The organism is Microbacterium sp. NPDC058021 (assembly GCF_042885955.1).
Lineage (GTDB): Bacteria > Actinomycetota > Actinomycetes > Actinomycetales > Microbacteriaceae > Microbacterium.
In genome coordinates, this window is record NZ_JBHVRF010000004.1 from 272,453 (window position 1) to 298,821 (window position 26,369).

At 71.1% G+C, this 26,369-nt stretch carries 19 protein-coding genes; 13 read left to right on the forward strand and 6 right to left on the reverse strand.

What is annotated here, in order from left to right; genetic code table 11:
- Window positions 1-2: 2 nt before the first annotated feature.
- Window positions 3-5,522, reverse strand: coding sequence for a DUF4082 domain-containing protein (locus ACFVR6_RS10430; protein WP_386962342.1), 5,520 nt, complete (start codon window positions 5,520-5,522; stop codon window positions 3-5).
- Between the two features lie 288 nt (window positions 5,523-5,810).
- Between ACFVR6_RS10430 and ACFVR6_RS10435 the strand changes: the two genes are divergently transcribed.
- Complete coding sequence (locus ACFVR6_RS10435; protein ID WP_386962345.1) at window positions 5,811-6,416, forward strand: acyltransferase; 606 nt, start codon at window positions 5,811-5,813, stop codon at window positions 6,414-6,416.
- 31 nt (window positions 6,417-6,447) lie between these two features.
- Here ACFVR6_RS10435 and coaA read toward each other — a convergent pair whose 3' ends face one another.
- Window positions 6,448-7,416: a type I pantothenate kinase gene (gene coaA / locus ACFVR6_RS10440; protein WP_386962348.1), complete on the reverse strand. Its 969-nt coding sequence runs from the start codon at window positions 7,414-7,416 to the stop codon at window positions 6,448-6,450.
- Window positions 7,417-7,574: 158 nt separating this feature from the next.
- On the opposite strand from coaA, the gene ACFVR6_RS10445 reads away from it, so the two are divergent.
- From ACFVR6_RS10445 to ACFVR6_RS10455, 3 genes are read left to right on the forward strand one after another with little or no spacing between them, the layout of a single operon-like run.
- Complete coding sequence (locus ACFVR6_RS10445) at window positions 7,575-8,519, forward strand: Ppx/GppA phosphatase family protein (RefSeq protein WP_386962351.1); 945 nt, start codon at window positions 7,575-7,577, stop codon at window positions 8,517-8,519.
- Between the two features lie 60 nt (window positions 8,520-8,579).
- Window positions 8,580-11,153 (forward strand): ATP-binding protein, encoded by a 2,574-nt coding sequence (locus ACFVR6_RS10450; protein WP_386962354.1) that lies wholly within the window; start codon window positions 8,580-8,582, stop codon window positions 11,151-11,153.
- 55 nt (window positions 11,154-11,208) lie between these two features.
- Complete coding sequence (locus ACFVR6_RS10455) at window positions 11,209-12,027, forward strand: hypothetical protein (RefSeq protein WP_386962357.1); 819 nt, start codon at window positions 11,209-11,211, stop codon at window positions 12,025-12,027.
- A 223-nt stretch (window positions 12,028-12,250) separates the two neighbouring features.
- On the opposite strand, the gene glmM is transcribed toward ACFVR6_RS10455, so the two are convergent.
- Genes glmM through rplM form a run of 3 tightly spaced genes read right to left on the reverse strand, consistent with a single transcriptional unit; the run spans window position 12,251 to window position 14,576 of the window.
- Entirely contained in the window at window positions 12,251-13,615 is a 1,365-nt protein-coding gene (gene glmM / locus ACFVR6_RS10460) for a phosphoglucosamine mutase (RefSeq protein WP_386962360.1), read from the reverse strand.
- A gap of 11 nt (window positions 13,616-13,626) precedes the next feature.
- Complete coding sequence (rpsI, locus tag ACFVR6_RS10465) at window positions 13,627-14,103, reverse strand: 30S ribosomal protein S9 (protein ID WP_386962363.1); 477 nt, start codon at window positions 14,101-14,103, stop codon at window positions 13,627-13,629.
- A gap of 26 nt (window positions 14,104-14,129) precedes the next feature.
- Window positions 14,130-14,576, reverse strand: coding sequence for a 50S ribosomal protein L13 (gene rplM, locus ACFVR6_RS10470; RefSeq protein ID WP_386962366.1), 447 nt, complete (start codon window positions 14,574-14,576; stop codon window positions 14,130-14,132).
- Between the two features lie 321 nt (window positions 14,577-14,897).
- Here rplM and ACFVR6_RS10475 point away from each other — a divergent pair, with 321 nt between their 5' ends.
- Entirely contained in the window at window positions 14,898-15,074 is a 177-nt protein-coding gene (locus ACFVR6_RS10475) for a CsbD family protein (RefSeq protein ID WP_386962369.1), read from the forward strand.
- A gap of 76 nt (window positions 15,075-15,150) precedes the next feature.
- Here the strand turns inward: ACFVR6_RS10475 and ACFVR6_RS10480 are convergent, their stop codons facing one another.
- Window positions 15,151-16,014, reverse strand: a complete 864-nt coding sequence (locus ACFVR6_RS10480) for a CPBP family intramembrane glutamic endopeptidase (RefSeq protein ID WP_386962371.1) — start codon at window positions 16,012-16,014, stop codon at window positions 15,151-15,153.
- Between the two features lie 19 nt (window positions 16,015-16,033).
- Here ACFVR6_RS10480 and ACFVR6_RS10485 point away from each other — a divergent pair, with 19 nt between their 5' ends.
- From ACFVR6_RS10485 to ACFVR6_RS10520, 8 genes are all read left to right on the forward strand, one after another.
- Window positions 16,034-16,702 carry an arsenate reductase/protein-tyrosine-phosphatase family protein gene (locus tag ACFVR6_RS10485; RefSeq protein WP_386962374.1) on the forward strand — a complete coding sequence of 223 codons (669 nt, stop codon included), beginning with the start codon at window positions 16,034-16,036 and terminating at the stop codon, window positions 16,700-16,702.
- Window positions 16,703-16,747: 45 nt separating this feature from the next.
- The gene (locus tag ACFVR6_RS10490; protein WP_386962377.1) at window positions 16,748-18,289 is read left to right on the forward strand and encodes a polysaccharide biosynthesis tyrosine autokinase; all 1,542 of its coding nucleotides are present in this window, start codon (window positions 16,748-16,750) and stop codon (window positions 18,287-18,289) included.
- A gap of 104 nt (window positions 18,290-18,393) precedes the next feature.
- On the forward strand, window positions 18,394-19,719 hold the full coding sequence (locus tag ACFVR6_RS10495) for a UDP-glucose dehydrogenase family protein (RefSeq protein WP_386962380.1): 1,326 nt from the start codon (window positions 18,394-18,396) through the stop codon (window positions 19,717-19,719).
- Between the two features lie 159 nt (window positions 19,720-19,878).
- On the forward strand, window positions 19,879-20,631 hold the full coding sequence (locus ACFVR6_RS10500; RefSeq protein WP_386962383.1) for a cohesin domain-containing protein: 753 nt from the start codon (window positions 19,879-19,881) through the stop codon (window positions 20,629-20,631).
- Window positions 20,632-20,693: 62 nt separating this feature from the next.
- Window positions 20,694-22,532 carry an amidase family protein gene (locus ACFVR6_RS10505; protein ID WP_386962386.1) on the forward strand — a complete coding sequence of 613 codons (1,839 nt, stop codon included), beginning with the start codon at window positions 20,694-20,696 and terminating at the stop codon, window positions 22,530-22,532.
- Window positions 22,533-22,781: 249 nt separating this feature from the next.
- Window positions 22,782-23,552, forward strand: coding sequence for a response regulator transcription factor (locus ACFVR6_RS10510; RefSeq protein ID WP_386962389.1), 771 nt, complete (start codon window positions 22,782-22,784; stop codon window positions 23,550-23,552).
- A 24-nt stretch (window positions 23,553-23,576) separates the two neighbouring features.
- The gene (locus tag ACFVR6_RS10515; RefSeq protein ID WP_386962392.1) at window positions 23,577-25,232 is read left to right on the forward strand and encodes a sensor histidine kinase; all 1,656 of its coding nucleotides are present in this window, start codon (window positions 23,577-23,579) and stop codon (window positions 25,230-25,232) included.
- Window positions 25,229-26,365, forward strand: a complete 1,137-nt coding sequence (locus ACFVR6_RS10520; RefSeq protein ID WP_386962395.1) for a hypothetical protein — start codon at window positions 25,229-25,231, stop codon at window positions 26,363-26,365. The genes ACFVR6_RS10515 and ACFVR6_RS10520 overlap by 4 nt, the downstream gene beginning before the upstream one ends.
- Window positions 26,366-26,369 lie beyond the last annotated feature (4 nt).

A 26,369-nucleotide genomic window follows, 5' to 3' on the forward strand; every position in this document is an offset into this window, starting at 1 on the left:
CGCTACCCGGATGGGACGAAGGTGACGTCCACCCAGTGGTTGTGCGTCGAGGTGTCCCCCGGGAACCCTCGCGAGTACGTGTAGGCGCTACCCCTCGCGGGCACGGTGAACGGACCGAGAACGGTCGGCTCCGCGAGCGCCCCGAGGTCGACCGCGTACCTTCCCGTCGTGCTGTGCAGCCCGACGCGGTATTCGACTCCCGGCACGAGGGCGACGCTCCGCGAGAATCGCGCGGTCTGCCACCCATCCGCGGTCTCCCCTTCGAACACCACCTCGGCGAGCAGCTGTTGCTGCGGACCCCACAGGTAGCCGGTGTGGATGCCGGTGTTCGCCGCGCCTTTGTAGAAGCGGATGCCGGTGGCCACGCCGGGTGTGCTCACGGTGAACCGGGTCGCCACCTGCACGCCGTCGGGATCGTTCCACGATGCGTGCTGCGGCAGGGCATCGCCGAAGATCGTCGTCGCCTCGACGATGGGGGGTTCGGCGGCCGTGGTGACCGCCCACCCCCCACCGGCAACGAGCGACGGGCCCACCGTGATGTGCGCCTCGTACCGTGTCGACCAATCCAGCGGGACGGTGGGCGTGAAGGTGACGGTGCGCAGGGCGGCGTCGTACGCCGTCATGCCGGCCACGGCACCGGTCGGCCCCGTCACGACGACCGCGGCGGCTGCGCCATCACCGCTGAACGTCGCTGTGAACACGGTGGTCGGCGATACGTCGACGGCATCGCCGACGGGCGCCGTCGACGTCACTTCGATCGGTGTCGGGGCGGGCGACGGCGTGGGTGTCGGCGTGGGCGTCGGCGTCGGCGTGGGCGTGGGTGACGGCGTCGGCGTGGGCGACGGCGTCGGCGTCGCCTGCGGCCCGGCCACGACCTCCGCGTCGACGAAATAGGCGGAGGAGTTCCACGACGATGTCGGGAACCCGGCGCTGCCGGCGCGGAACCGTCCGTTGTGTCCGGAGGGCGCGGCGATCACACCGCTGGTCTGCGGTGCCGAGAAGAAGCCCGGTGCGATCGCGTACCGACCGGCGGGCGCGAAGTAGGACGCGATGTAGTCACGGCCCGGTTCCACCGCGACAGGGCTCGACAGCACGGCGCGCTGCCACCCGGACGCGGTTTCGTCGACGAAGGTGACGTGCGCGAGTCGGGTGCCGTCCTCGGCCCAGAGGCTCCCCTCGTGAGGTCCGACGTTCGCAGCGCCTTTGTAGAACCGGATCGCGGTGACGGTCCCGGGGGCCGTCACCCGGAAGGCGGTGCCGACCTCGATGGGGTCGGTGTCCACAGCCGCCGCGACGACCGGCGTGACGTCGCCGAACAGCGTGTGGACCTCGCCTTCCACCTGGGGTGCGGCGGTGGTGAACGTCCACTGGTCCAGCGCCTGCCCGGCGATGCGCACGCGGGCGGTGTACTGGGTCGCCGCAGCCAGCGGCGCCGTGGGCGCGAACGCGAGGGTGCGCGTGGCCGGGTCGTACGAGGACGAGCCCGGCACGTCGATGCCGCCGGCGTCGAGCTCGAGCGTCGGCGAGGGCATGCTGCGGGACAGCGTGGCGGTGATCGCGCCGGCGAGCGGCGCGTGCTGTCCCGTCGGGCCCTTCGCGGTGATGGTGGCGGGAGACGCGCCCGTCGTCTGGAACTCGACGTCGACGTAGTAGTTGGTCCCTTGCCACGCCGACGCCGGTCGCTCGCCGCTGCCGTACCGGAAGACGCCGGCACCGGCGGTCAACGGTCCGCTGCTGAAGGGCTCACTGAAGAACGATCCTCGCGACACGTATCGGCCCTGGTCGGAGTGGTACGAGACCGTATACGTGACCCCCGGCGCGATGTCGACAGGGCTCGACAGCTGGGCACGGCGCCAACCGGCGCTGCTCCCGCCCACGAAGTCGACGGATGCGAGCGGCTCACCCGTCTGCGACCACAGCGTTCCCCGGTGGCTTCCGGTGTCGCCCTCGGCCTGGAAGTAGCGCAGCGCCGTGATGCTCCCGGCGATGGAGGTCTGGAATGTCGTCCCCAGTTCCACCGCCGGCCCGGCACCCTGATGGACGACCGGTGGAGTCTGGGAGCCGAAAAGCGTCGCCGCGACCGCCTGGTTCTGATCTCGCACGACGGTGAAGATCCAGGTGCTGTCAGGGGCGCTTCCCGAACCGCCGACGATTCCCGACACCGTCACCGCGACCGTCGCACCGAAGGGGAGCGGCGACGAGGGCGTGAAGGTCACGACGCCTCCGCTCACGCTGACCGCGCCCGCCACCGGCGCCCCGTCGGCGGTCACCGTGACGACCGCCCCCGGCGTCAAGGTCTCGCTGTAGGTCGCCGTGATCGCCGCGTCGCGGTCGACGGCGACGGCGTTCGCGGCCGGACTCGACGACGACAGCTCGGGTCCGCCGGACACGCGTTCGAAGATCGCGTCCACGAAGTAGCTCGTCGTCGAGCGTTGCGCGGGCATGCCGCCTGCATACGTGTAGGCGCCGCCTTGCGCGGGTACGACGAGCGGACCGCGGGCGAGGGGCGCGTTGAACGCGCCGGGGCTTGCGGAGAAGCGCCCCCCCGGAGCGACGTAGGCGACGATGTACTCCGTCCCCGGCTGGACGGCGACCGCCTCCTCGAACTGCACGGTCTGCCATCCCGAGGTCGGCTGGGCATCCAGTACCGATTGCGTCAACAGCACTCCCCCCGACGCCGTCGACCACAGTTGGGCGGTGTGCGGGCCGTTGTTCTGGGCCGACCGATAGAAGCGGATGCCGGAGACGACCCCGGGCTCGGTCACCGAGAACCGCGTCCCGACTGTGACCGTGGCGGTGTCGGGATCGACGGAGACGGCGGGGACGTCCGACTCGCTGTACAGCGTGCAGGGACACTCGCCCGCCGCAGGCGGCGGTGCCGCCGTCTTGAACGTCCATACCGGGCCGGCATCGAATCCGTCCCCGTCCACGGGGTCCGCCGCCACCGTCACGGTGTAGCTCGTCGATTCGTGCAGCGCGACCGCCGGAGCGAACCGGAGGGCACGCGTCGCGGCGTCGTAGGAGACCGTGCCGTCGACGGCGCCGTGGTCTCCGGTGACCGTCATGGCGACCGAAGCGGCATCCGCATCACGGCTGAGGGTCGCGACGACGTCGGTGGTCGTGGCGATGGAGCCCGCGCTGGCCGCGGGGATGCGCGAGGAGATGCGCAACGGAGACTCTCCGGCGGGCTCGAACACCGCGTCGACGTAGTAGTTCGCCGATCCGTACGTGGAGGTCGGGAAGGCCCCCGCCCGCCCGTACGCCCCTGGACTGGCCTGGCCTGTCCCGGGCTGCACACTCAGCGGAAAGGATGCCCTGCCCTGATAGGGCCAGTAGTCGTCGACGTAGGCGTAGCCGCCTTCCGGCGCGGTGTACGACACCACGTAGGTGGATCCTGCGAGCACCGCTACGGGGACGTCGAACATCGCGGTCTGCCATCCGCCGGCCGATTCGGCGGTGAAGGTGGTGGTCGCCAGCCGGTCGCCCGCAGCGTTCCAGAGGCTCCCCGAGTGGGTACCCGTGTTGGACGGCCCCTTGTAGAAGCGGACACCGAGGATGGTTCCGTCTGCTTCCGGCGTGAACTCCAGCCCGAGTTCGACGGGCTGCGTATCGGCCGCCGAGGGGACCACCGGGACATCCTCGCCCAGCACCGTGTAAGGGCCGGTCACGGCGAGCGGGCGCGTCACGCCCTGCGCGGCGAAGTTTGCACTGTCGTCGATGGCCCGGGCGATGATCGTCGCCGTTCCCACCCCCTGCTGGAGGTAGCTGTAGGTCCAGTTCGTCGTGCCCGTCGCGGGATGCCAGCTGTCGCCTCCGTCGGTGGACACCTCGACACCGGCCACCACGCCGTCGGCGTCGCTGGCTGTGCCGGTCACCGTGACCTGCGACCCGTGGGCGACCTGCTGCTGCGCGGCCGGTGTGAGGATGGTCGTCGTCGGTGCTGCGGAGTCGCCGCTGGCAGCCGCCGGAACCAGCCCCGCCATGAGCGTCGCCGGCTGCGCCCCCATGTCGGCGAGGAGGTTGACCTGCGCCTGCTGCATACGCGGATCCGCCGCAGGACGTTCGCCATCGTGCGTGCTGTCCAGGCCCCAGCTCCACTGCACGCTGGCCGCGCTGAAGACCAGCGCGCCGCTGGCCGCACGATAGAGCGTCACGTGGTGGCGGGTGTTCCCCGCCGTCACGGTGTTGCCATAGTCGCGGAGATACTGCGGGGTCGGCCCCTGCGTCGTGGACAGCCGGATGAGCCCTTCCGGCCGGAACCCGTTGTCGATGTCCTCGTTCGACTCGTACCCGACCGTCTGGGGGGTGAGCTCCGCGGTCTGATCCCCCGTCAGCGCGGACAGACCGGTGTTGCGCCAGAGCCGGTAGTCACCCTCCTCGGCGTTGACCGTGACCGGGAGGTAGACGTTGTTGACCATGTACATCGTGCCGGTCAGGGCGTTCTCGGGCAGGTGTCCGCCCTGCGCCGCGGTCGCGAACCGCGGGTCCCGCCACGTGCCCGTCCACTCCGGCGACGGATCGATCTTGGCACCCGCCCACGTCTCCTTGTACGAAACCAGGGTGCGGCGGTCGGTGTGCGAGTCGTCGATGGACGGCTCGTACCGCGTGCGCCAGTACCCCTCGTTCCCGGTGAGGAACTGCAGGTTCACGCCGGCGTCGCGCGCCGCTTCGATGTTGGCGCGCTGCGCGCCCGACCAATACTCGTCATGCCCGACGGACAGGAAGACGTCGTGGTTGAGCAATTCGCCGCCGCGCCGGTCGGCATCGACGCCGGCGATGTAGCTGACGTCGTAGCCGTTGCGCTCGAGGAAGCGGACGGTGGCGAATTCGGAGCTGAAGTAGAAGTCGCGGCTGGTCTCACCGCCGCGCGTGGCGAACGGGCGGTTGTAGCTGATCTTGAAAGCCCGGCCGTTGCCGGCGCCCTGATAGAAGTCCGAACCGCCATAGATGTTGTAGGCGTGCCACGTCGGATCCGACGTCTGGAACAGCACATCCGATGTGTTGCCGTCACGACGCACGATGAAGAGGATGTGGCTGGCACCGTGCGTGTCGGTGCGTTCGAGACGGGCGAGGTACACACCCGATGCGGCGTCGGCCGGCACGGTCCACGTGGCGGAGACATCCCACGTCCCGCAGTCGTAGAGCTCGGTGTCCTCGTCGGTCTTGCATTCGTTCGCCTGCGGCTCGATCAGGGACGGCTCGACCGACTGGATGAAACGGGCACCCTTGCCCTGGTACCAGCCGGTCCGGTAGATGTCGATCTCGTAGTCGGCGGCATCCGTGTCGATCTTGAAGTCGATGGGGCTGCCCGCGTTCACACTGATGTCGGTGGCGAACCCCTGGATCGTGGGGTCGCCGGCGCCCTCGATGTCCCAGACCTCGGGCTCGGTGCCCGGCTGCTGGTTCTCGCACACGACCCGGTTGACGCCGACACCACACGGGCTTGAGGCCTCGGCGCGCGCGGAGGGCTGCAGCGCCACCAGAACGGCGGCCAGCATCACGACGATGACGATCGACGCCACCCGCCGCTGCGCGCGCGAAGCTGCTGCTGCCGACAACGCGACAGCGGTCCCCGAATTCCCCATGCTCTTCCCCAGTCGCCTGCGACGCGAGCGAGCGTCACAGGCCATTGACCGGCACGACGACGAACAATCTCGTCGTCGTCATGCGAGCGCCTCCCCGACGCGCGCACAACCGGTATCCCCGGGGGCAGTGTATCCGCAACCGGAGACCACGCACAATAGAATCTCGGAGCACGTTCCACCCGGCGCCGGCGCCTGCCGGGGGGTGTCCGTCCGAGAGGAATCGCCATGACCGCCCCCACCGACGCCCCCGTCGTGCAGCCGAGCGCCGACGTCGACGACGACGTCACGCTGGGACCCCGCACCCGTGTGTGGCACCTCGCCCAGGTGCGGACGGGCGCGCGCCTCGGCGCGGACTGCAACATCGGCCGCGGCGCCTACATCGGCCCGGGGGTGGTGCTCGGCGACGCCTGCAAGGTGCAGAACTACGCCCTCGTGTACGAGCCGGCGGTCATCGGCGACGGCGTGTTCATCGGGCCTGCCGTGGTGTTCACCAACGACGAGTTCCCCCGCGCGGCGAATCCCGACGGATCACCCAAGGGCACCGACGACTGGCACGCTGTGGGCGTCACGGTCGAGCGCGGCGCCTCCATCGGCGCACGGTCGGTGTGCATCGCACCGGTCACGATCGGAGCCTGGTCGCTCGTGGCGGCGGGGGCGGTCGTCACCAGGGATGTGCCGGCCCACGCCCTCGTGGCGGGGGTGCCGGCCCGGCGTGTGGGCTGGGTCGGCCGCGTGGGTCGGCCGCTGGTGGCCGACGGCGACGAGTGGGTGTGCCCGGAGTCCGGCGAGCGCTACGTCGCCGACGGGGACACGCTGCGACTGCTGCCGTAGCGGCATCCGTCCGCCCCCGGCGTCCGCGCGGTCAGAGCTTGCGCAGCAGCACCTGCTCCACGGCGTGGTCCGCACCCTTCTGCAGCACGAGGGTCGCGCGGTGGCGGGTGGGCTCGACGTTCTCGCGCAGGTTCGGCAGGTTGATGTCGTTCCAGAATCCGAGCGCCCGGGTGACCGCCTCGTCGTCGGGGATGCCGGCGAAGCGGTTGAAGAACGAGTTCGGGTTGCTGAAGGCGGCGCGGCGCAGGGCCAGGAAGCGGTCGACGAACCACTGCGTGATGTGGTCGGCGTCGGCGTCGATGTAGATCGAGAAGTCGAACAGGTCGCTGACGGCGATGTCGTTGGGCGACGGCGGCGGCTGCAGCACGTTGAGACCCTCGACGATGACGACGTCGGGGCGGCGGACGGTCACGTGCGCATCGGGGATGATGTCGTACCGCATGTGCGAGTAGAACGGGGCCCGCACCTCGGCGGCGCCGCTCTTGACCTCGGTGAGGAAGGCGACCAGCGCCCGGCGGTCGTACGACTCCGGGAAGCCCTTGCGGTGCATGATGCCGCGGCGCTCGAGCTCGGCGTTGGGGTAGAGGAACCCGTCGGTCGTGATGAGCTCGACACGAGGGGTCCCCGGCCAGCGGCTCATGAGCTCGCGCAGCAGACGCGCGATGGTGGATTTGCCGACCGCGACGGATCCGGCGACGCCCACGACGAACGGGGTCGTGGTGTCGGCCTCCCCCAGGAACGCGCTCTCCTCGGCGCCGAGGCGCTGGGTGTTCTCGGCGTACAGCGACAGCAGTCGGCTGAGCGGCAGATAGACCTCCCGCACCTCGTCGAGGTCGAGCCGGTCGCCGATGCCGCGCAGCTGCACGACCTCGGTCTCGGTGAGCGGGTTCGGGATGCCGCGGGCGAGGCGGGCCCAGTCGGCGCGGTGGATCTCGCGGTAGAGCTCGCGCGCGAGGGGCTCGGGCGCGGCTTCGTCGCTCACGGCAGTCGTCTCGGCCATCGGGCCCATCGTATCGGCGCCGACCGGCCGGGCACCCGCGCACAACGTCGCCGATTCGCGCGCCATGCCCCGGGAGCGGCGGTTTCGGCCCCGCGAGAAGCCGGATCAGCGACGTTGTGCGCCGTCGCGCCCGAAGCCGGCACCGCTACGCTGACGGAGTGCGCCTCGGAGTCCTCGACATCGGTTCGAACACCGTCCACCTGCTGATCGCTGATGTGATCCCCGGCGGCCGGCCCCACGCGACGACCAGTCAGCGCACCGTGCTGCGCCTGATGCGCTACCTCGAACCTGACGGCTCGATCAGCGAGGAGGGCGTGACGGCGCTCGTGGACGCCGTGACCGAGGCACGCAAGATCGCGGCGAAGGAGAACGTCGCCGAGCTCCTCGCGACGGCGACCAGCGCCGTGCGCGAGGCGAAGAACGGCAAGAAGGTCATCGCCCGCATCGAGGAGGCCCTCGGCCAGGAGCTCCAGGTGCTCGGCGGCGAGACGGAGGCGCGGTTCACCTTCCTCGCGGTGCGACGCTGGTTCGGCTGGTCGGCGGGACAGATCCTGCTGTTCGACATCGGCGGCGGCTCGCTCGAGCTGGCAGCCGGCGCCGACGAGCTCCCGGATGCCGCGGCATCCGTCCCGCTGGGCGCGGGCCGCATGACGGTGCAGTACCTGCCGAACGATCCGCCCGGCGACGACGAGGTGGACCGGCTGCGCAAGCATGCCCGGAAGACCCTCGCGCCGGTCGCGGAGATGTTCGCGGGCATGCCCAAGCCCGACCACGTCGTGGGGTCGTCCAAGGCGATCCGGTCGCTGGCGAAGCTCGCCGGCTATCCCGTGCCCGGTTGGTCGGGCATCGAGCGCATGGTGCTGCCGCGGTCGGCGCTGAAGGCGTGGATCCCGCGCATCGCGCGCATGCCGGCCGACGCGCGCGAGGCACTGCCGGGCATCACCGCCGACCGCACGTTCCAGATCGTCGCGGCCGCGGTCGTCCTGCACCAGGCGATGAAGGCGCTCGACGTGGAGGAGCTGGAGATCAGCCCCTGGGCGCTGCGCGAAGGCGTGCTGCTGCGCTACATCGAGTCGCTGTCCTGGACCGCGCCCGGCGCCTGACCCGGCGGCACACGCGCCGCGCCCTTTACTCCCGGGCGCTGCGGCGGGATCATTCACCCTATGGATGCCACGGGACCTGTCATCCGCACGCCCGACCAGCGCATCCGGGTGTTCGTCAGCTCCACACTGCGGGAGCTCGAGCCGGAGCGCCGCGCGGTGCGCGCCGTGATCGAGCGCCTGCACCTGGCGCCGGTGATGTTCGAGCTCGGCGCACGCCCGCACCCGCCGCGGGCGCTGTACCGCTCGTACCTGCGCCAGAGCGACATCTTCCTCGGGCTCTATTGGGAGCGGTACGGCTGGGTCGCTGACGGAGAGGAGATCTCGGGGCTCGAGGACGAGTACCGGCTCTCGACGCCGCTGCCGTCGCTCATCTACATCAAGGAGCCCGCGCCGCAGCGCGAGGATCGGCTCTCCGGCCTGCTCGACGCGATCCGCGGCGACGACCGCACCTCCTACAAGTCGTTCCAGAGCATCGAGGAGCTCGCCGACCTCGTGCTCGCCGACATCGCGACGCTCCTCGCCGACCGCTTCGACGCGACGAACGTCGCCGCGGCGCGCGGGCCGGCGGCCGCGGATGCCGCGATCCCCGCGCCCTACTCCGCGCTGGTCGGCCGCGAACACGAGATGGCGGCCGCGCGCGACCTGCTCGCCCGCCCGGACGTGCGCCTGCTCACGCTCACCGGTCCCGGCGGCGTCGGCAAGTCACGCCTGGCCATCGAGCTGGCGGGGGATGCCGCCGCCTCCGGCCGCGACGTCGCCTTCGCCGCACTGGAGTCGGTCGGACGCCCCGAGGGCGTCATCACGGCGCTCGCGCGCGCCCTCGGGGTGCGCGACACGGGCGACGGGCCGCTCGGGGCGACGGTCGCGGCCGCGATCGCCGACCGCGACCTGCTGCTGGTGGTCGACAACATGGAGCATGTGCTCGCGGCATCCGACGTGCTCGTGGCCCTCGTCACCGCGTCGCCGCACCTGCAGCTGCTCGTCACGAGCCGCTCGCCGCTGCGGGTGCGCGCCGAGCGGGTGCTCGAGGTCGGGCCGCTGGCGACGCCGTCGGCCGAGGCGACCCCGACCGCCGCGGCGACCTCGGCGGCGGTGACGCTCTTCGTGGAGCGCGCGACAGCCGTACATCCGGCGTTCCGGCTCACGCCCGACAACGCGCCCGCCGTCATCGCCCTCAGCCGCGCGCTGGAGGGCCTCCCCCTCGCGATCGAGCTGGCCGCCGCCCGCTCCCGCATCCTCAGCCCGCAGCAGATGCTCGACCGCCTCGACTCGGCTCTCAGCCTGCTGGTCGGCGGCGCCCGGGACCTCCCCGACCGGCAGCGGGCGCTGCGCCACACCATCGCGTGGAGCGTCGACCTGCTCGACGATGCGTCGCGCGATGCGCTGGCCGCCCTCGCCGCGTTCTCGGGCACGTTCGCGCTCGCGACGGCCGAGGCCGCGCTGCTCGAGGCGGGTGTCGACGACCCGCTCGCGGCGCTGGAGTCCCTCGCCGACGCGAGCCTGCTCAGCCGCGTCGAAGCGGGCACCTCACCCGCGTTCCGGCTGCTGGGCCTGGTGCGGGCGTACGCGGCGAGCACTCAGGACCCCGAACAGGCCGAGCGGGGGATCTCGGCGTGGGTCCACGCCTACCGCGGGCTCGCCGCGGAGGCGGTGACGGGCCTGCGCGGCCCCCGGCAGCTGGAGTGGTTCGCGCGACTCGAGCTCGAGTCCGAGAACCTCGCCGCCGTCATGCGCACGCTCCTGGACCGCCGCGATCTGGATGCCGCGGCCGACTACGCCTGGCATCTGTATCTGTTCCTGTGGGTGGGCGGCTACCTGGGTCTCGTGCAGTCGTGGATGGCGGAGCTGCTGGCGACCGCCGACCGCGAGGGGCGGTCGCTGCAGGCGCGCACGCGGGCGATCGCGCTGTATTACGTCAACGCGGTGCGGTTCTGGCAGGAGCGCGACTACGACCCGGTGCCCGGACTGGCATCCAGTCGGGACATCTTCCTCGAGACCGGCGACGAAGCCGGCGCGGCGCTGGCGGGGGTGTCGGTGGGGCTCGGGCTGCTCGGGCGCAGACCGCAGCCTGATCTGCCGGGTGCCGTCGCCGAGCTCGAGCGCAGTCTCGTCGGCTTCCGCGCAGCCTCGGATGCCTGGGGCGAGGCGATGGCGCTCATCACGCTGGGCCGCATCGACCTGTTCACCGGCGCGATCGACTCGGCACGGGCGCGTTTCGACACCAGCGTCGAGCTCGCCCAGGCGCAGGGCGAGCGTCTGGGGATCGTGATCGCGCAGAACCACCGCGGGTGGGCGCGGTTCCTCGGGGGCGACGTGGCCGGTGGCGCCGACGACTTCATGGAGAGCCTCGAGCTCTCCCTGGTGCTCGGGCACGACGAGGGCACCGCGTACGGGCTGGAGACCTACGTCGCCGTCCGTGCGACGGAGGGCGACGCGGTCGCGGCGGGGCGCCTGCTGGGCGCGGCGCAACGACTGCGACGCCGCAAGGGCATCGTGAACACGGGCGGGTTCGACTTCTACAGCGCGCCGCTGCAGGCGCTGCGCGATGCCGGCGAGGGCGAGGCGATCGACCGCGCCGTCGCGGAGGGTCTGGAGCTCTCGCCCGAGCAGGTGATGGCCCATGCCCGGCGGTGACGCCGCGGGGCAGGCGGGAACGGCGGGTCGGGATTCGCGGGATCGCATCTTCGCCGTGACCCGGGTCGTCGCGGTGGTGATCCTCCCCTTCCTCGCGGTCGCGGCATTCCTGCTGTTCGTCTTCCCCACCCGCACCGGCGAGCTGTTCGCCTGGCCGATCGATCCGCCGTTGTCGGCGTACCTGCTGGCGTCGGCGTACCTCGGCGGCATCTGGTTCTTCGTCCGCGTCGCGACGACGACGCGCTGGCATCGGGTGAAGCACGGCTTCCCGGCCGTCGTGGTGTTCGCCGGCGCGCTCGGGGTGGCGACGCTGCTGCACCTGGACAGGTTCTCGGAGAACATCTCCTCGGCCACGTGGATGGTGCTCTACGCCACGACGCCGATCGCAGTGGCGGTGCTCGCCGTCGTGCAGCGGCACGAGGATCCGCGTCTGCCGGAGCCCGTGGACGTCGCGATCCCCCGGCCCGCGCGCATCGCCCTGGCGCTGATCGGCGCGGCGGCGCTGTGCACGGGCATCGGCATGTTCGTCTTGCCGACGGTCGCGATCGACGTCTGGGCGTGGCCGCTGACGCCGCTGACCGCGCGGGTCACCGGGTGCGTGCTGAGTCTCACCGGCGTCGTGAACGCGGCGCTCGTGTGGGATGCCCGGTGGAGCGCGTTCCGGGTGCTCTTCCAGGCGCAGGTGCTCAGTCTCGTCGCGATCGCGGCGTCCCTCGTGGCCGGCCGCGGCGACCTGCTGGCCGACCGGCCGCTCACCGGGCTGTTCGTCGGGTTGATCGCGGGCGCGCTGCTGGCATACGGCGGGCTGGTGGTGTGGGGCGAGCTGCGGCTGCGAGTACTCACTCGGCGGCGCGAATACTCACTCGGCGGCTGAGACGGGAGCGGGAGAGGGCCGGCCCCCAGTGGCACGGCCCCCTCCCGGCTCCGGCGCTCGGGCGTCGCAGAGCCCACGGCTCCAGGCGGACACAGACAATTGCGTGGGGGGATACAGTGTCGGCCCGGCGCAGCAGCCGTGCATGCCCCTTTTGTACCGTATGCAGAAACCTCAGCGCCACTGTTTTGCGCACACATGTCGGTTTTCTCACCGACGAGCGGGTTCAGACGTGCAGCGCCAGTCGCTCTCGCACAACGGCAGCAAGGTCGCCGGCCACCGCCGCTGCGGCATCCGCCGTCTCGGCTTCGACCATCACGCGGACGAGCTGCTCGGTACCCGACGCGCGCAGCAGCACGCGACCCGACAGTCCGAGCGACGCCGTGGCGGCGGCGACCGCCTCCTGCACGGCGTCATCGTCGTTGACGCGCGTGCGGTCGACGTCGGTGACGTTGATGAGCACCTGCGGGTAGACCGTCATGACCGATGCGAGCTCGGCGAGGGTGCGCCCGGTGCGCGCCATCTCGGCACACAGGTGCAGGCCCGTGAGCAGGCCGTCGCCGGTCGTGGCGAACTCGCTCATGATCACGTGCCCCGACTGCTCGCCGCCGAGCGAGAACCCGCCGGCCGCCATGCGCTCGAGCACGTAGCGGTCGCCGACCGCGGTCTGCTCGACGTGGATGCCGTGTTCGGTCATCGCGCGGTGCAGACCCAGGTTGCTCATGACCGTCGCGACGAGGGTGTCCTTCTTCAGCCGTCCTCGCTGCTTCATCGACAGCGCGAGGATCGCCATGATCTGGTCGCCGTCGACGATGTTGCCTGCGGCATCCACCGCCAGGCAACGGTCGGCGTCACCGTCGTGGGCGATGCCGATGTCGGCGCCCACGCGCACGACCTCTCCGGCGAGCACGTCGAGGTGCGTCGAGCCGAAGCCGTCGTTGATGTTCATGCCGTCGGGGTCGGCGCCGATGACGGTGACGCGGGCGCCGGCGTCGCGGAACGTCTCGGGAGAGACTCCGGATGCCGCGCCGTGGGCGCAGTCGAGCACGACGTGCAGGCCGTCGAGGCGGTACGGCAGCGAGCCGAGCAGGTGCACGACGTAGCGGTCTTCGGCGTCGGCGAAGCGACGGATGCGACCGACGGCGCCGCCCGTGGGCTGGAGCTTGGGGCCGGACATGGCCTCTTCGATGCGCGCCTCGACCTCGTCGGGCAGCTTCGAGCCGCCGCGGGCGAAGATCTTGATGCCGTTGTCGGGCGCCGGGTTGTGCGACGCCGAGACCATCACGCCGAAGTCGGCGTCGCGGTCGGCGACGAGGAACGCCGCCGCCGGGGTCGGCAGCACACCGGCATCCAGCACGTCGACACCGGAGGAGGCGAGCCCCGCCGAGACGGCGGCAGCCAGGAACTCCCCCGACACTCGGGGGTCGCGGGCGACGACGGCCGTGAGCCGCTTGCCTGCCCTCCGCCGTGCCTCCGCGATACGCCCCTGGCCCAGGACGACGGCAGTCGCCTGGGCCAGGGAGAGCGCGAGGTCGGCGGTGAGGGGGCCGTTGGCCAGCCCCCGCACACCATCCGTACCGAACAGCGCCATGCGCGCTCGGATCAGCGCTTCGAGTACTGAGGCGCCTTGCGGGCCTTCTTGAGACCGGCCTTCTTGCGCTCCTTGACGCGAGCGTCGCGCGAGAGGAAGCCGGCCTTCTTCAGGGTCGGGCGGTTGTTCTCTTCGTCGATCTGGTTCAGCGACCGAGCGATGCCGAGACGCAGCGCGCCGGCCTGGCCCGAGGGGCCACCGCCCGAGATGCGCGCGATGACGTCGTAGCCACCGGCCAGGTTCAGCACGGTGAACGGGTCGTTGATCAGCTGCTGGTGCAGCTTGTTGGGGAAGTAGTCCTCGAGCGAGCGGCCGTTGACCGTGATCGTGCCGGAGCCGGGGACCAGACGCACGCGGGCGATGGCCTGCTTGCGGCGGCCGACCGCGGCACCGGGGACCGAGAGCACGGGGCGCTCGACGGTGACCTGCGCCTCGTCGGCGGGGGTCTCGGTGGAGTAGTTCTGCGGGGTCTCTTCGATGTTCGCCATCAGTTGTCCTTAAATCTGAGGGGCGCTTACTGGGCGACCTGGTCGAGGGTGTACGTCTTGGGCTGCTGCGCCGAGTGCGGGTGCTCGCCACCGGCGTAGACCTTCAGCTTCGACAGCTGCTGGCGGCCGAGGCTGTTCTTGGGCAGCATGCCGCGGATCGCCTTCTCGACGGCGCGGGCCGGGTTCTTGTCGAGGAACTCCTCGTACGAGATGGACTTGAGGCCGCCCGGGTAGCCCGAGTGGCGGTAAGCCCGCTTCTTCTGGAGCTTCTGACCCGTCAGCGCGACCTTGTCGGCGTTGATGATGATGACGAAGTCGCCGGAGTCCATGTGGTTGGCGAACGTCGGCTTGTGCTTGCCACGCAGCAGCGCGGCAGCGTGCGAGGCGAGGCGGCCGAGGACGACGTCGGTTGCGTCGATGACCAGCCACTCGCGCTGGATCTCGCCAGCCTTGGGGGTGAAAGTGCGCGTCACGATAGTGCTGCTTTCTTGTGTCGAACGGAGGAGTTCGTGAATCCCACTCCGGGGTGGTTCGATTCCGTCGAGGACGTTCGAACACGCCAGTGGAGGGCTCACGTTCGCGGTGCCGGCCAGCAGGCGGCCTGCACCAAAGAGACAGCTTAGCACGTCGGGCCTGCGCGGCCCGGCGGCCACCGGGACCCTACGCGCGCGAGCGCCACCTGGCAACCCTCTCCGCCGGCGACGGCCACGCGGCTAGCGTCGGAGCATCCGATCAGGATCACCCAGGACCCGCGATGGCCCTCACTCGGCCGTCGCCAAGAGGAAGGAGAGCCCATGGCTATCGGAGATGACATGAAGCACAAGGCTGAAGAGCTCAAGGGCAAGGCCAAGGAAGGCATCGGCAAGGCGACCGACGACAAGTCGCTGGAAACCGAAGGCAACGTGGACCAGGCCAAGGCTCACGGCAAGCAGGCTGCCGACGATGTGAAGGACGCCTTCACCGACAAGTAGCAGCGCTGCGTGCACTGGTCGCCCCTGCACCGCGGGGGCGATCGGCATGTGCGGGCCGGCCGCGGGCGCCTGGGCGTCAGCCCGCCAGCGCCCCGGCGAGCGCCAGCGCGATGAACGTCGCGTTGTAGACGGCATGCACGAGCACCGCACCCCAGATGCGTCCGGTGAGCAGCACCAGCAAAGAGCAGGTGAGCCCCACGGCGCAGATCGCGACGCCGACATCGAGGGTGAGCGTGCCGCCGACTGCATGCACGAGGATGAACAGCCCTGTCGACGCCAGTGCCGCGACCAGCCCGGCCGTCGCAGCGCCGATCGGACGCCGCAACGCCGAATACACCGCGATCAGGATCACCGCGCGGAAGAAGAACTCCTCCACGACGGGCGCCACGAGCACAGCCGGCACCGCATCCGTTGCCCACCACCACTCGGGCAGCCGTCCGTCGATGGTCATCACCGTCGGAAAGCTCGGCGATTGCCCCGCCGCCGTCGCGATCGCGCCTTGACCCATGCGCAGCAGTCCGCCCAGTGCCACGCCATAGAGCAGATCGATCGGGCGCAGTCGGAGCAACCCGACCGGCCGTGAGCGACGCATCGCCACTACCACCGGCACCGCCATCGACACCCATAGGATCGCGGTGCTCGCTGCCGACGACCACGGCGCGGTCGGCCAGAACCAGACGACGGTGAAGCCGAGGACCAATCCCGCGCCGAGGCTCAACACCGCCCAGGCCAGCATCATCCCGCGCCAGCGTCGCACCGTCGATCCGCCGAGCCGCCAGTCCGTCCGCCGCTGCCGTCTCGCCCCGGCGCCCGCCGGCCCCGCGGAGCCCCGGCCTCGCGGGGCAGGGATCTCCGCCTCCGAAACCGCCGGGCCGCTGGGCCCACCACCGGCGAAGGGCTCGCCGCGGCGGTCGACGACGTCGCTAGGCTGATCGGGCACGGCCCCACGTTAGCGGGCCGTGTCCCGCCAGAAGCTCTCCCGCAATGTCGCCCTCGCCGAAGGTCGAGCCGTGTTCGAGATCATGACCATCTGCACCGGCAACATCTGCCGGTCCCCGCTCGCGGAGCTGGTGCTGCGCACGCGGCTGGTCGATCTCGGCGGGATGGTCCACAGCGCCGGCATCCGTGGACTGACCGGGGCGCCCATGACCGGCGAGGCCATCGGCCTCGCCCTCGCCCGCGGGGTGGCGGAAGCGGACGCCCGCGCGCATCGCGCGCGCTTCCTCACTGAGCAGCATCTCGTCTCCGCCGACCTCATCCTCACCATGAGTCGCGAGCACCGACGCGCGGTGGCGGAGCTCGCGCCCGGCCGCCTGCGCTCCACCTTCACGGTGCGCGAGTTCGCCCGTCTCGCGCGTGCGCTCTCGGACGAGCGGATCATCGCCGCCGCCGACTCGGCCGACGCGACCGACGCCGCGGCCCGCCTGCGCGCAGCATCCGCCGTCATCGCCGATCAACGTGGCCTGGCGCTGCCTCCGAGCGATCCGACGGTGGATGACGTCACCGACCCGTACCGAAGATCGCAACGTGAGTACGAGCTCTCTGCGGCGCAGCTCGACCCCGCGATCGACGAGGTGGTGCGCGTGGCCCGCCTTTCACGGCCGCGACACACCGCTGTGCCAGACTGAGGTCCCCGCACCACCGGCGGTCCGGGACGATGCTCCGGGAGCACCATGGAACTGAGCGACTACATCCGCGCACTTCGCAAGAACTGGGTGATCATCCTGGTCGCGACGGCGGTCGGTCTCGGCGTGGCCGCGGCGTACTCGCTGACCCGCACCCCGGTGTACGAATCCTCGAGCACGGTCTTCGTCTCGACGCAGACCAGCGGCACCGTCGCCGAGCTCCAGCAGGGCTCGAGTTTCACGCAGGCGCGCATCAACACCTACGTCGGCCTGGTCGAGACGCCGATCGTCATGAACCCGGTCATCGCCGAACTCGGCTTGGGTACGACGGCGGAAGCGCTCGGCGAGTCAGTCGACGCCAGTGCCACACTCAACTCGACGCTCATCACCATCACCGTCCGTGACACCGACGCCGTCGGCGCGGCCGCGATCGCCAATGCGCTGGCGGCCAGCCTCTCCGAGGCGGTCCCTGCCCTCGAGCCCGCCGGGGATTCGGGCGCCAGCGCGGTGAAGCTGTCGCGGGTGCGCGACGCGCAGCCGGCGCTGACCCCGTCGAGCCCCAATGTGCCTCTCAACCTCGTGCTGGGCGCCCTGGTGGGCCTCGTCCTCGGCATCGGCGTGGCGGCACTGCGCACCCTCCTCGATACCCGGGTGCGCAGCGGCCGCGACGTCGAGCAGGTCACCTCCGCCCCGTTGATCGGCGCGATCGCCTACGACCCGAAGGCCAAAGAACGCCCGCTCATCGTGCACGCCGACCCCCTCAGCCCCCGGGCCGAGTCGTTCCGAGCGCTGCGCACCAACCTGCAGTTCCTCGACATGGGAGGACGGGCGAGCTTCGTGATCACCAGCTCGGTGACGAGCGAAGGCAAATCGACCATGACGATCAACCTGGCCATCGCCCTTGCCGATGCCGGCAAACGGGTGGCCCTGCTGGACACCGACCTGCGCAAGCCGAAAGTGGCCGAGTACCTGGGCATCGAGGGCGGCGCAGGCCTGACCGACGTGCTCATCGGCCGCGCACTCGTGAGTGAGACGATGATGCCCTGGGGCGGGCGCAGCCTGTTCGTGCTGCCCGCAGGGAGGATACCCCCGAACCCGAGCGAACTGCTGGGCTCCGCCCAGATGACGCACCTGCTCGAAACGCTCGAGCGCGACTTCGACGTCGTGCTCTGCGATGCTCCGCCCCTGCTGCCGGTGACGGACGCCGCCATCCTCGCCCGAGCCACCAGCGGCGCCATCGTGGCCGTCGCCGCGGGCCGCACGACCCGCCACCAGCTCACCGCCGCCATCGAGGCGCTCCAGACGGTGGGCGCGAAGGTCGCCGGTGTGGTCCTGTCGATGGTGCCCACGCGCGGGCCCGATGCGCGCTACACCGGCTATGGCTACGGCTATGGCGGATACGGGTACGTCGAGAAGAAGACGGCCCGCGGCCGAAAGCGCAGAGCCTCGCCCCCGCCAGCGCCTGCACCCGACTCTCCGCCGGTTCCCGCGCCCGACTCTCCGACGGCGCCCCGGGCGGCGACGCTGCGCGCCGATCAGGGCCGCGGCCAGGCTCAGGATGCGATCACTCGGCAGCCCGCCGCCGAGTAACGGGCTCGCGCCGGTCGGCGGCCATGGCTGCTCCCGCCGGGCGTGATCTGGTAGTAAGGAGGCGCATATCGCCGCGAGCGCGGTATGCGACATGAGGGGGGCTCATGCGACTTTCCGTCATCGGCTGCGGATATCTGGGGGCGGTCCACGCTGCGGCGATGGTCTCGATCGGGCACGAGGTGGTCGGCGTCGATGTCGATGAGGGCAAGATCGAGTCGCTCTCCCGAGGAGAGGCGCCCTTCTTCGAACCCGGGTTGCCGGAGATCCTCACCGAGGCGATCGCGACAGGACGGTTGCGCTTCACGACCGACATCGCCGAAGCGGCGCACGCGGAGGTGCACTTCGTCGCCGTCGGCACGCCGCAGCAGAAGGACGGCTCCGCCGCCGATCTGACGTACGTGGATGCCGCAGTGGACGCACTGCTGCCGCATCTCACCGCGGGTGCCGTCGTGGCGGGCAAGTCCACCGTCCCGGTGGGGACGGCGGCGACGCTGGCCGAGCGGGTGGCGACGGCGGGGGCGACGCTGGTGTGGAATCCGGAGTTCCTGCGCGAAGGCTTCGCGGTCAAGGACACGATCGACCCTGATCGCCTCGTGGTGGGTGTGCCGTTTCACGATGGGTCCGCGACCGCCGAAGGGGAACGCGCGGCGGACATGCTGCGCGAGGTCTATCACCCGTCGGTCGCGCAGGGGACACCCTTCATCGTCACCGACCACGCCACCGCCGAACTGGTGAAGGTCGCAGCGAACGCGTTCCTGGCGACCAAGATCTCGTTCATCAACGCGATGGCCGAGATCGCTGAAGTGACCGGGGCGGATGTCACCACCCTCGCCGATGCCATCGGACACGACGTGCGCATCGGACGTCGCTTCCTGGGGGCGGGCATCGGGTTCGGCGGGGGCTGCCTCCCGAAGGACATCCGAGCGTTCTCCGCCCGCGCCGAGGAGCTCGGCCGCGGCGAGTCCGTGGCCTTCCTCCGAGAAGTGGATGCCATCAACATGCGCCGGCGCGACCGTGCCGTCGATCTCGTGGTCGCCGCGCTCGGCGGCTCGGTCTTCAAGAAGAACGTCACGGTGCTCGGCGCCGCGTTCAAGCCCTTTTCGGACGACACCAGGGACTCCCCCGCGCTCGACGTGGCGGTGCGGCTGTTCGGCCTCGGAGCGTGGGTCACCATCACCGACCCCGAGGCCATTCCCAACGCGCGCGCGCTGCATCCACAGCTCAACTACGTCGACGACAGGGATGAGGCCCTCCGCAGCGCCGATGCCGTCATCGTCGTCACCGAGTGGGACCAGTACCGACGGGAGCTGTCGCCCGAGCACGCCGGATCGCTGGTGAACAGGCGCGTCATCATCGACGGGCGCAACTGCCTCGACGCCGCGGCATGGCGTGCGGACGGCTGGGCGTACTACGGCATGGGGCGGCCGTAGCGGCACCGCATTCGTCCGGCAGCGGCCACCCGAAACACTCGGAAACGGCCGCGAAACAGGCGTCTGAAAGAGTCCCGGACATCCCCCAGGGACGCGCCGGTGCGACACGCACCGGGCGTGTGCGTCGGCAGTCCCCCTCGAAGAAGGACTCCCTCACGCATGCCTGAACCCACCTCGCGAACGCGGCCGCCCCGCGTACGCACCCGCGCCCTCGCATTCGTCACCGCCACCCTCGCGCTTCTCGGCAGCTCGATCGCGCTCGCCCCCGCCGCCGTCGCCGCCACCGGCGTCACCGTCACCGCGCCTGCGACGGTCACCGCGGGCGACCCCGTCGCCGTGACCATCACCGCCGACGCCGGCGCCGATCTGTTCGCCTACGACCTCACCGTCGGCTACGACCCGGCGCTCCTGCGGTACATCGGCGCGAGCGAGACCTACCCCGCCGGCGGTTTCGGCACCGTCGCCGAATCGCCGGGTGTGCTCGGCTTCACGCACACCCGCCTGGGCAGCTCCCCCGGGCTGACCGGCGCGCAGACGCTCGTCACCTTCTCGTTCACGGCGCTGACCTCGGGCCCGGCGACGGTCACCCTCACCGCTGCGACCTTCCTCGATTCGGCCGGTACCGCGCAGGCGCTTCCCGCCCCGGTGGCCGCCCCCGTCGAGATCGCGCCTGCCGCCACGGCACCACCCGTGGCCGCGCCGTCCCCGTCGCCGACAACCCCGGCCCCGGCCGCGGGGCCGGCATCGCCCTCGGCCGGCGATGGTGCAAGCGCCGAATCCGGCGCCGCCGGCTCGCTCGCCGCCACCGGTGCCGACGTGACGGTCTGGATCGTCACCGCGGCCGCAGCGGTCGCGCTGCTCGCCCTTGGTGTCGTGTTCGTCATCCGCCGCCGTACGGCGGTCGCGCCGTGACCGCGGGTCAGGCGTTTCGTCTCGGGCGCCCAGCGCCCTCGCTCAACGACCGGGAGATCCCCATGACCACCCCCACCCGCACCCGCCGCCGCGGCGCGATCGCCGCTGCCGCGATCTTCGGCACGGTCGCCGCCACGGCCGTCAGCCTGCCTGCCGCAGCCCTCCCGGTCGCACCGGTCGCACCGACCACTCCGCTGCTGGCGCCGTACTACACCGAGCTCGACCTCACCGGCGACGATCAGGTGACCACGGCCGATCTGGATGCCGCGGCATCCGCTCTCGGCTCGACGAGCGCCAGCCCGGGCTGGGCCGACGTCGCGGTCATCGACACCGACGCCGACGGCACCATCACCGTGGCCGACATCGCCGCCCTCGCGCAGCGCATGATCTACGACGACGGCCCGTTCGAACTGGTCGAAGCCTCGACGCTCGACATGCAGGCGGCCATGAACGCCGGCGTCACCACGTCGGTGCAGATCACGCAGGCCTACATCGACCGCATCGCCGCCTACGACGACGTGAACGTCGACCCGGCCGCGGGCGGTCGTGCGCTCAACTCGATCATCACGGTCGGCGATGCCGCTCTCGCAGCCGCGGCCGCGGCCGACGCCGAGCGCGCCGAAAACGGCATGACGAGCATGCTGCTGGGCGTGCCCGTCGCGGTGAAGGACAACTACAACACCGTCGACATGGTCACCACCGCCGGCTGCGGCTGCTGGAACGACAACCAGACCACCACCGACGCGTTCATGGTGCAGGGACTGCGCGAGGCGGGCGCCGTGATCCTCGCCAAGGCGAGCCTGGACGAGTTCGCCTACGGCTTCGCGTCGGAGTTCTCGTCGTTCCAGGCCCCGGGCTCTTCCACGCTCGTCGCCAGCCCCTACTCCACCTCCCGCTCCGCGGGCGGCTCGAGCGGCGGCACCGGCGCGGCGATCGCGGCGAACCTCGCCGGAATCGGCTTCGGCACCGACACCGGCGGGTCCATCCGCGTGCCGTCCTCGTACAACCAGCTGGTCGGGGTGCGCCCGACCGTGGGACTGGCGAGCCGTGACGGCATCGTCCCGCTCGCGCTCAGCCAGGACACCGGCGGCCCCATGACCCGCAGCGTGCTCGACGCCGCCGTGGCGCTGGATGCCGTCGTCGGCATCGACGAGGCGGATGCGGTGACCGCCCGACAGGCGGGCCTGGTTCCCGCGTCGTACACGTCGCACCTCGACGCCGGCGCGCTGGACGGCGCTCGCATCGGCTACGTCGCATCGATGATCCCGACCGACGCCACCACCGCACGACTGTGGGCCGAGACGAAGGCCACGCTCGAGTCGCTCGGCGCGACCGTCGTGGAGGTGTCCGGCTCGCCGGAGTTCACCACGGTGCTCAACGAGGGCAGCGGCAGCACCGCCGAGTTCAAGCACGACCTCGACGAGTACATCGCCACGCACCTGTCGCCCGCCGTGTCGGCGCGCAGCATCGACGCGATCCTCGAGGGCGGCAACTACGTGTCCTCGCGCAAGCGCACCTTCGAGCAGCGCAACGCCGTGACCGCCGCGGACTACGAGGCGTGGGCCGGACCCACCGGTACGCACACCACGGTGCTCGCGAACGGAAAGACGCTCGTCACCGCCATGCTCGACGCGCAGGACCTCGACGCCCTCATCTACCCGTCGGGCCGCCCCTACGGCACGCACAGCACCAACCTGCGACTGAGCCCCAACACCGGGATGCCGTCGGTCACCGTGCCGATGGGGCAGGCCACGGACGCCGAGGCGATCCCCGGGGCGAACGTCAACATCGAGTTGCTCGGTCGCGACTTCGCCGAGGGCACGCTGCTGGGCCTCGCCTACGCGTTCGAGCAGGCCACGCACCACCGCACCGCACCGGCGCTGTACCCGGCACTGGGCTGACCGCCCCGTCGCCGAATAGCAGAACCACGGGGTGGATGCAACACTCTGAGGCCGCAGACGCCGCACTTTTAGTGTGGCGTCTGCGGCCCCGGTGGATCGGGGGGTCCTGCCGGGGCCGCATCCACCACCGGCCCCCTGGTGCGGATCGAGCGATCTGGCACAATCAGACCCATCGAGAACGACCGACGGTGTTCGTTCCCGCCATCGCTAGGGGGGCATATGGCGCACATCGATTCACCACGAGCTGTCGTGATAGACGACGACGCCGACGTGCGGCATCTGCTTGCCGAGGTGCTCACCAGCGCCGGGTTCGCGGTGACCGCAGTCGACAACGGCACCGACGGCGTGGCGGCGGTGCTCGCGCACCAGCCGATCGTCACCACCGTCGACGTCAACATGCCCGGCATCGACGGGTTCGAGGTGACCCGGCGCATCCGCGCGGCCGGCAACGACACCTACATCGTGGTGATCACCGCACTGACCGACGAGGCCGACGCCGTTCTCGGGTTCGGTGTCGGCGCCGACGACGTGGTGTTCAAGCCCTTCCGCGTGCGCGAGCTGCGCGCGCGCTTCCTCGCCCTGCTCCGCCGCCCGCGCACCGACGGCGACGGCGACGGCACCCGCGCCGGCGAGCGCGCGGCATCCCCCGGCCGGCCGCCGGTGGGCGCCATGCGCATCGACGGGCTCATGCTCGACCGCGACACCCGCACGGTCTCGGTCGACGCCGCCGACGTCACCCTCACCCGCACCGAGTTCGATCTGCTGGCCACACTTCTGGAGTCCGGGCGTCGCGTGCGCAGCAAGGCCGACCTCGTGCTGACCCTCCACGACGAGACCTACCTCGACCCCGCGAAGGTCAGCGATGCCGACGAGCGGGCGATCGAGGCGCACATGACCAACCTGCGCCGCAAGCTCGGCGACAGCCCCGCGCAGCCACGATTCATCGAGACCGTGCGCGGCTCCGGGTACCGCTCCCTGGCGGGGCACTCCGACGAGCTTCCCGAAGACACCGAACCGTAGCTCCGGGGTCGATACACTGACCCCATGGCGGAGCCCCCGATCCCCGATGCGCCGCCGCGCGACCATTCGGCGCCCAGCAGGTGGGACAACCCTCGCACCCGGTCGATCTGGCAGTGGCAGCTGGTGCTGGGCGTCGCCGTCGCGGCCATCACGGTGGTCGTCGTCCTCCTGACCCCACAGGCGTTCGCGCGGCCGGTGTTCACCTCCGGCGTCGTGCTGATCCTGCTGGTCAGCTCCCTCACGCTCGTGGTGCCGTGGCACCGCCTGAGCCACGCCACGGTCGCCCTCGTCCCCGCCATCGACATCGCCGCGATCGGGCTGCTGGCCTCGGGCAGCGACGGCCTGCTCACGATCCTGTGGATCTTCCCCATCGCCTGGATCTCGACCTACTACACGTTGCCGTGGCTCATCGCCGCGCTGAGCGAGGTCGCCGTCATCCTGATGGTCGATGTGCTGCTCACCTCCCTCACCCCCTCCCGCGCGGTGCACCTCATGGTGGTGCTGCTGGCGCTGGTGTTCATCGGCGTGACCATCACCACCGGCTCCCGGCGCACGCGTGCGTTCAGTCGGCTGCTCGAACGCCAGTTCTCGCAGCTCGAGCGCACCCTCCGCCGTGTCGAGACGCAGGAGAAGCGCGCATTGGCGCTGTTCAACTCCGTCGATACGGGCCTTGCCCGCGTCGACCGACGCGGCGTCATCCGGGCGGCCAACGACGCCTACCGCCGCCTCTACTCGATCGACGACGTCTCGCACGCGCACCCCGCGGCGGCCGTGGAGTACGACGCGTACCGCGGCGAGCCGCTGGCCCCGCACGACACGATGATCACCCGCGCGGCCCGTGGCGAGATCTTCACCGACCACCGCATCTGGCTCTTCGACACGTCGGGGCAGTGGCACGCGCTGGACGTGTCGACCAGCGAAGTGGGCTCCACCCCCGATGAGCCCGACGTGACGCTGCTGACGGTGCGCGACACGACGGCGGCCGTCAAGGCGCAGGAAGAGAAGAAGACGATGACCAGCATCGTCTCCCACGAGCTGCGCAACCCCCTCACCGCCATCGTCGGCCACGTCGATCTGCTGCTGGACCGTGACGACCTGCCGCCGGATGCCATGGAGCGACTGGAGGTGGTGGAGAACGCCGGTCAGCGGATGCAGCGCCTCATCGCGTCGGTGCTGGAGACCAACAAGCCCGCCGCACCCCCCGCGAACATCGTCGACCTGCAGCGGGTCGCCGCGGCATCCGTCGACGCGTTCCGCCCCGCAGCCCAGACGGCCCAGCTCACCGTCGAAGCGGCCCTCGACGGTGAGCTGCTCGTCACCGGCGACGCCTTCCGGCTGCGCCAGGCCGTCGACAACATCCTCGGCAACGCGGTGAAGTACACCCCACGCGGCGGCCACATCAGAGTCGACGCGCGACACGTGGACGGGCAGATCCGCTTCGCCGTCTCCGACACCGGCATCGGCATCGCCGCCGCCGACGTCGACCGTGTCTTCGAGCCGTACTTCCGCGCGCAGACCGCTCGTGACAGCGGCGTGCCGGGCACGGGCCTGGGCATGGTCATCACCCGCGAGATCGTGCAGCAGCACGGCGGGCGCCTCGCACTCACCAGCGCCCTCGGCCGTGGCACGACGGTCGTCGTGCACCTCGCCGCGCACGGCCCGGAAGGAACCGGAGAATGATCAACTCGAGCATCGGCGTGGTGCTGGTCGCCCTGTCGACCGTCAACACCGCCGTCATCATCGGGCTCGGGTTCTTCCACCGTCCCAGCCGCGCCAGCGCCATCTGGGCGTTCGCCTTCACCCTCGCGATGATCACGTCCTACGGGTGGGTCGCCGCCGACGCACGGGGATCGGCCGCGCTGCGCGCCGCGTGCGCGGCGGTCATGCTGGGCTGCACGGTGTTCATCTGGGTGGGGCTGCGCGTGCGCCGCGGCGCCCCGCGGCCGTACACCTGGGTTGCGGCGGTGTTCACGATCGTGTGCGCGGTGGCTATGCCGGTGACCGCGGGCACCGCGGTGTTCCCCCTCCTCTTCCGCGTCGCTTTCGTGGTGACGGGCGTGTTCGCGGCGCTCACCATCACCGAACTGGTGCGTCTCGGGCCGCGCTGGCGCCACGAGACGCTGCCGCTGGCCGTGGCATCCGCCGGCTTCATCGTCTTCAGCGTGATCGCCATCGTCGACGGCATCCTCCAGGGCTTCCGCCCCTACGCGGACGACACCGCCGACGGGCTGGGCCTCATGCGCGACCTCAACTCGATGGCATCCATCGTGTACAGCGCCGCGGCCCTCATCACCCTGCTGCTGCTGGCCCGCGCCGACACCCCGACGTCGGGCGCCACGATCGCGCAGACCCCGTTCCGCGCCGTCGCCGAAGACCGGCTGCGCCGCGCGCAGGCCGCCGGCGACCGCTGGTGGTGCGTGCTGGACATCCGCCTCGACGACCCGGTCGACCTCCGCGAGGCGTTCAGCGCCACCGAGTTCGCGCGCATCTCCGACCGGTTCGCGCGAGACGTCAGCGCCGTGCTGCCGCCCGACGCCGACCTCGAACGGCAGGGCGACGACGCGGTGGTGGTGCTGCTGCCCCGCCCCGAAGGCGCCGTGCGCCCCCTGCTGTCGCGCCTGCTCGACCAGGTCGCCACACCCGACCCGACACAGCCCATCGCCGTACGGGTGTCCGCGAGCATCGGGTGGGCCAGCGTCGACACCGTCGGCTACGACCTCGACGAACTGCTGGATGCCGCCCGGGGCGCAGGGGTGCAGGCGCACCGCAGCGGCGGCGACCGCTGGGAGCGGGTGATGACGCCCGTAAGCTGACCCC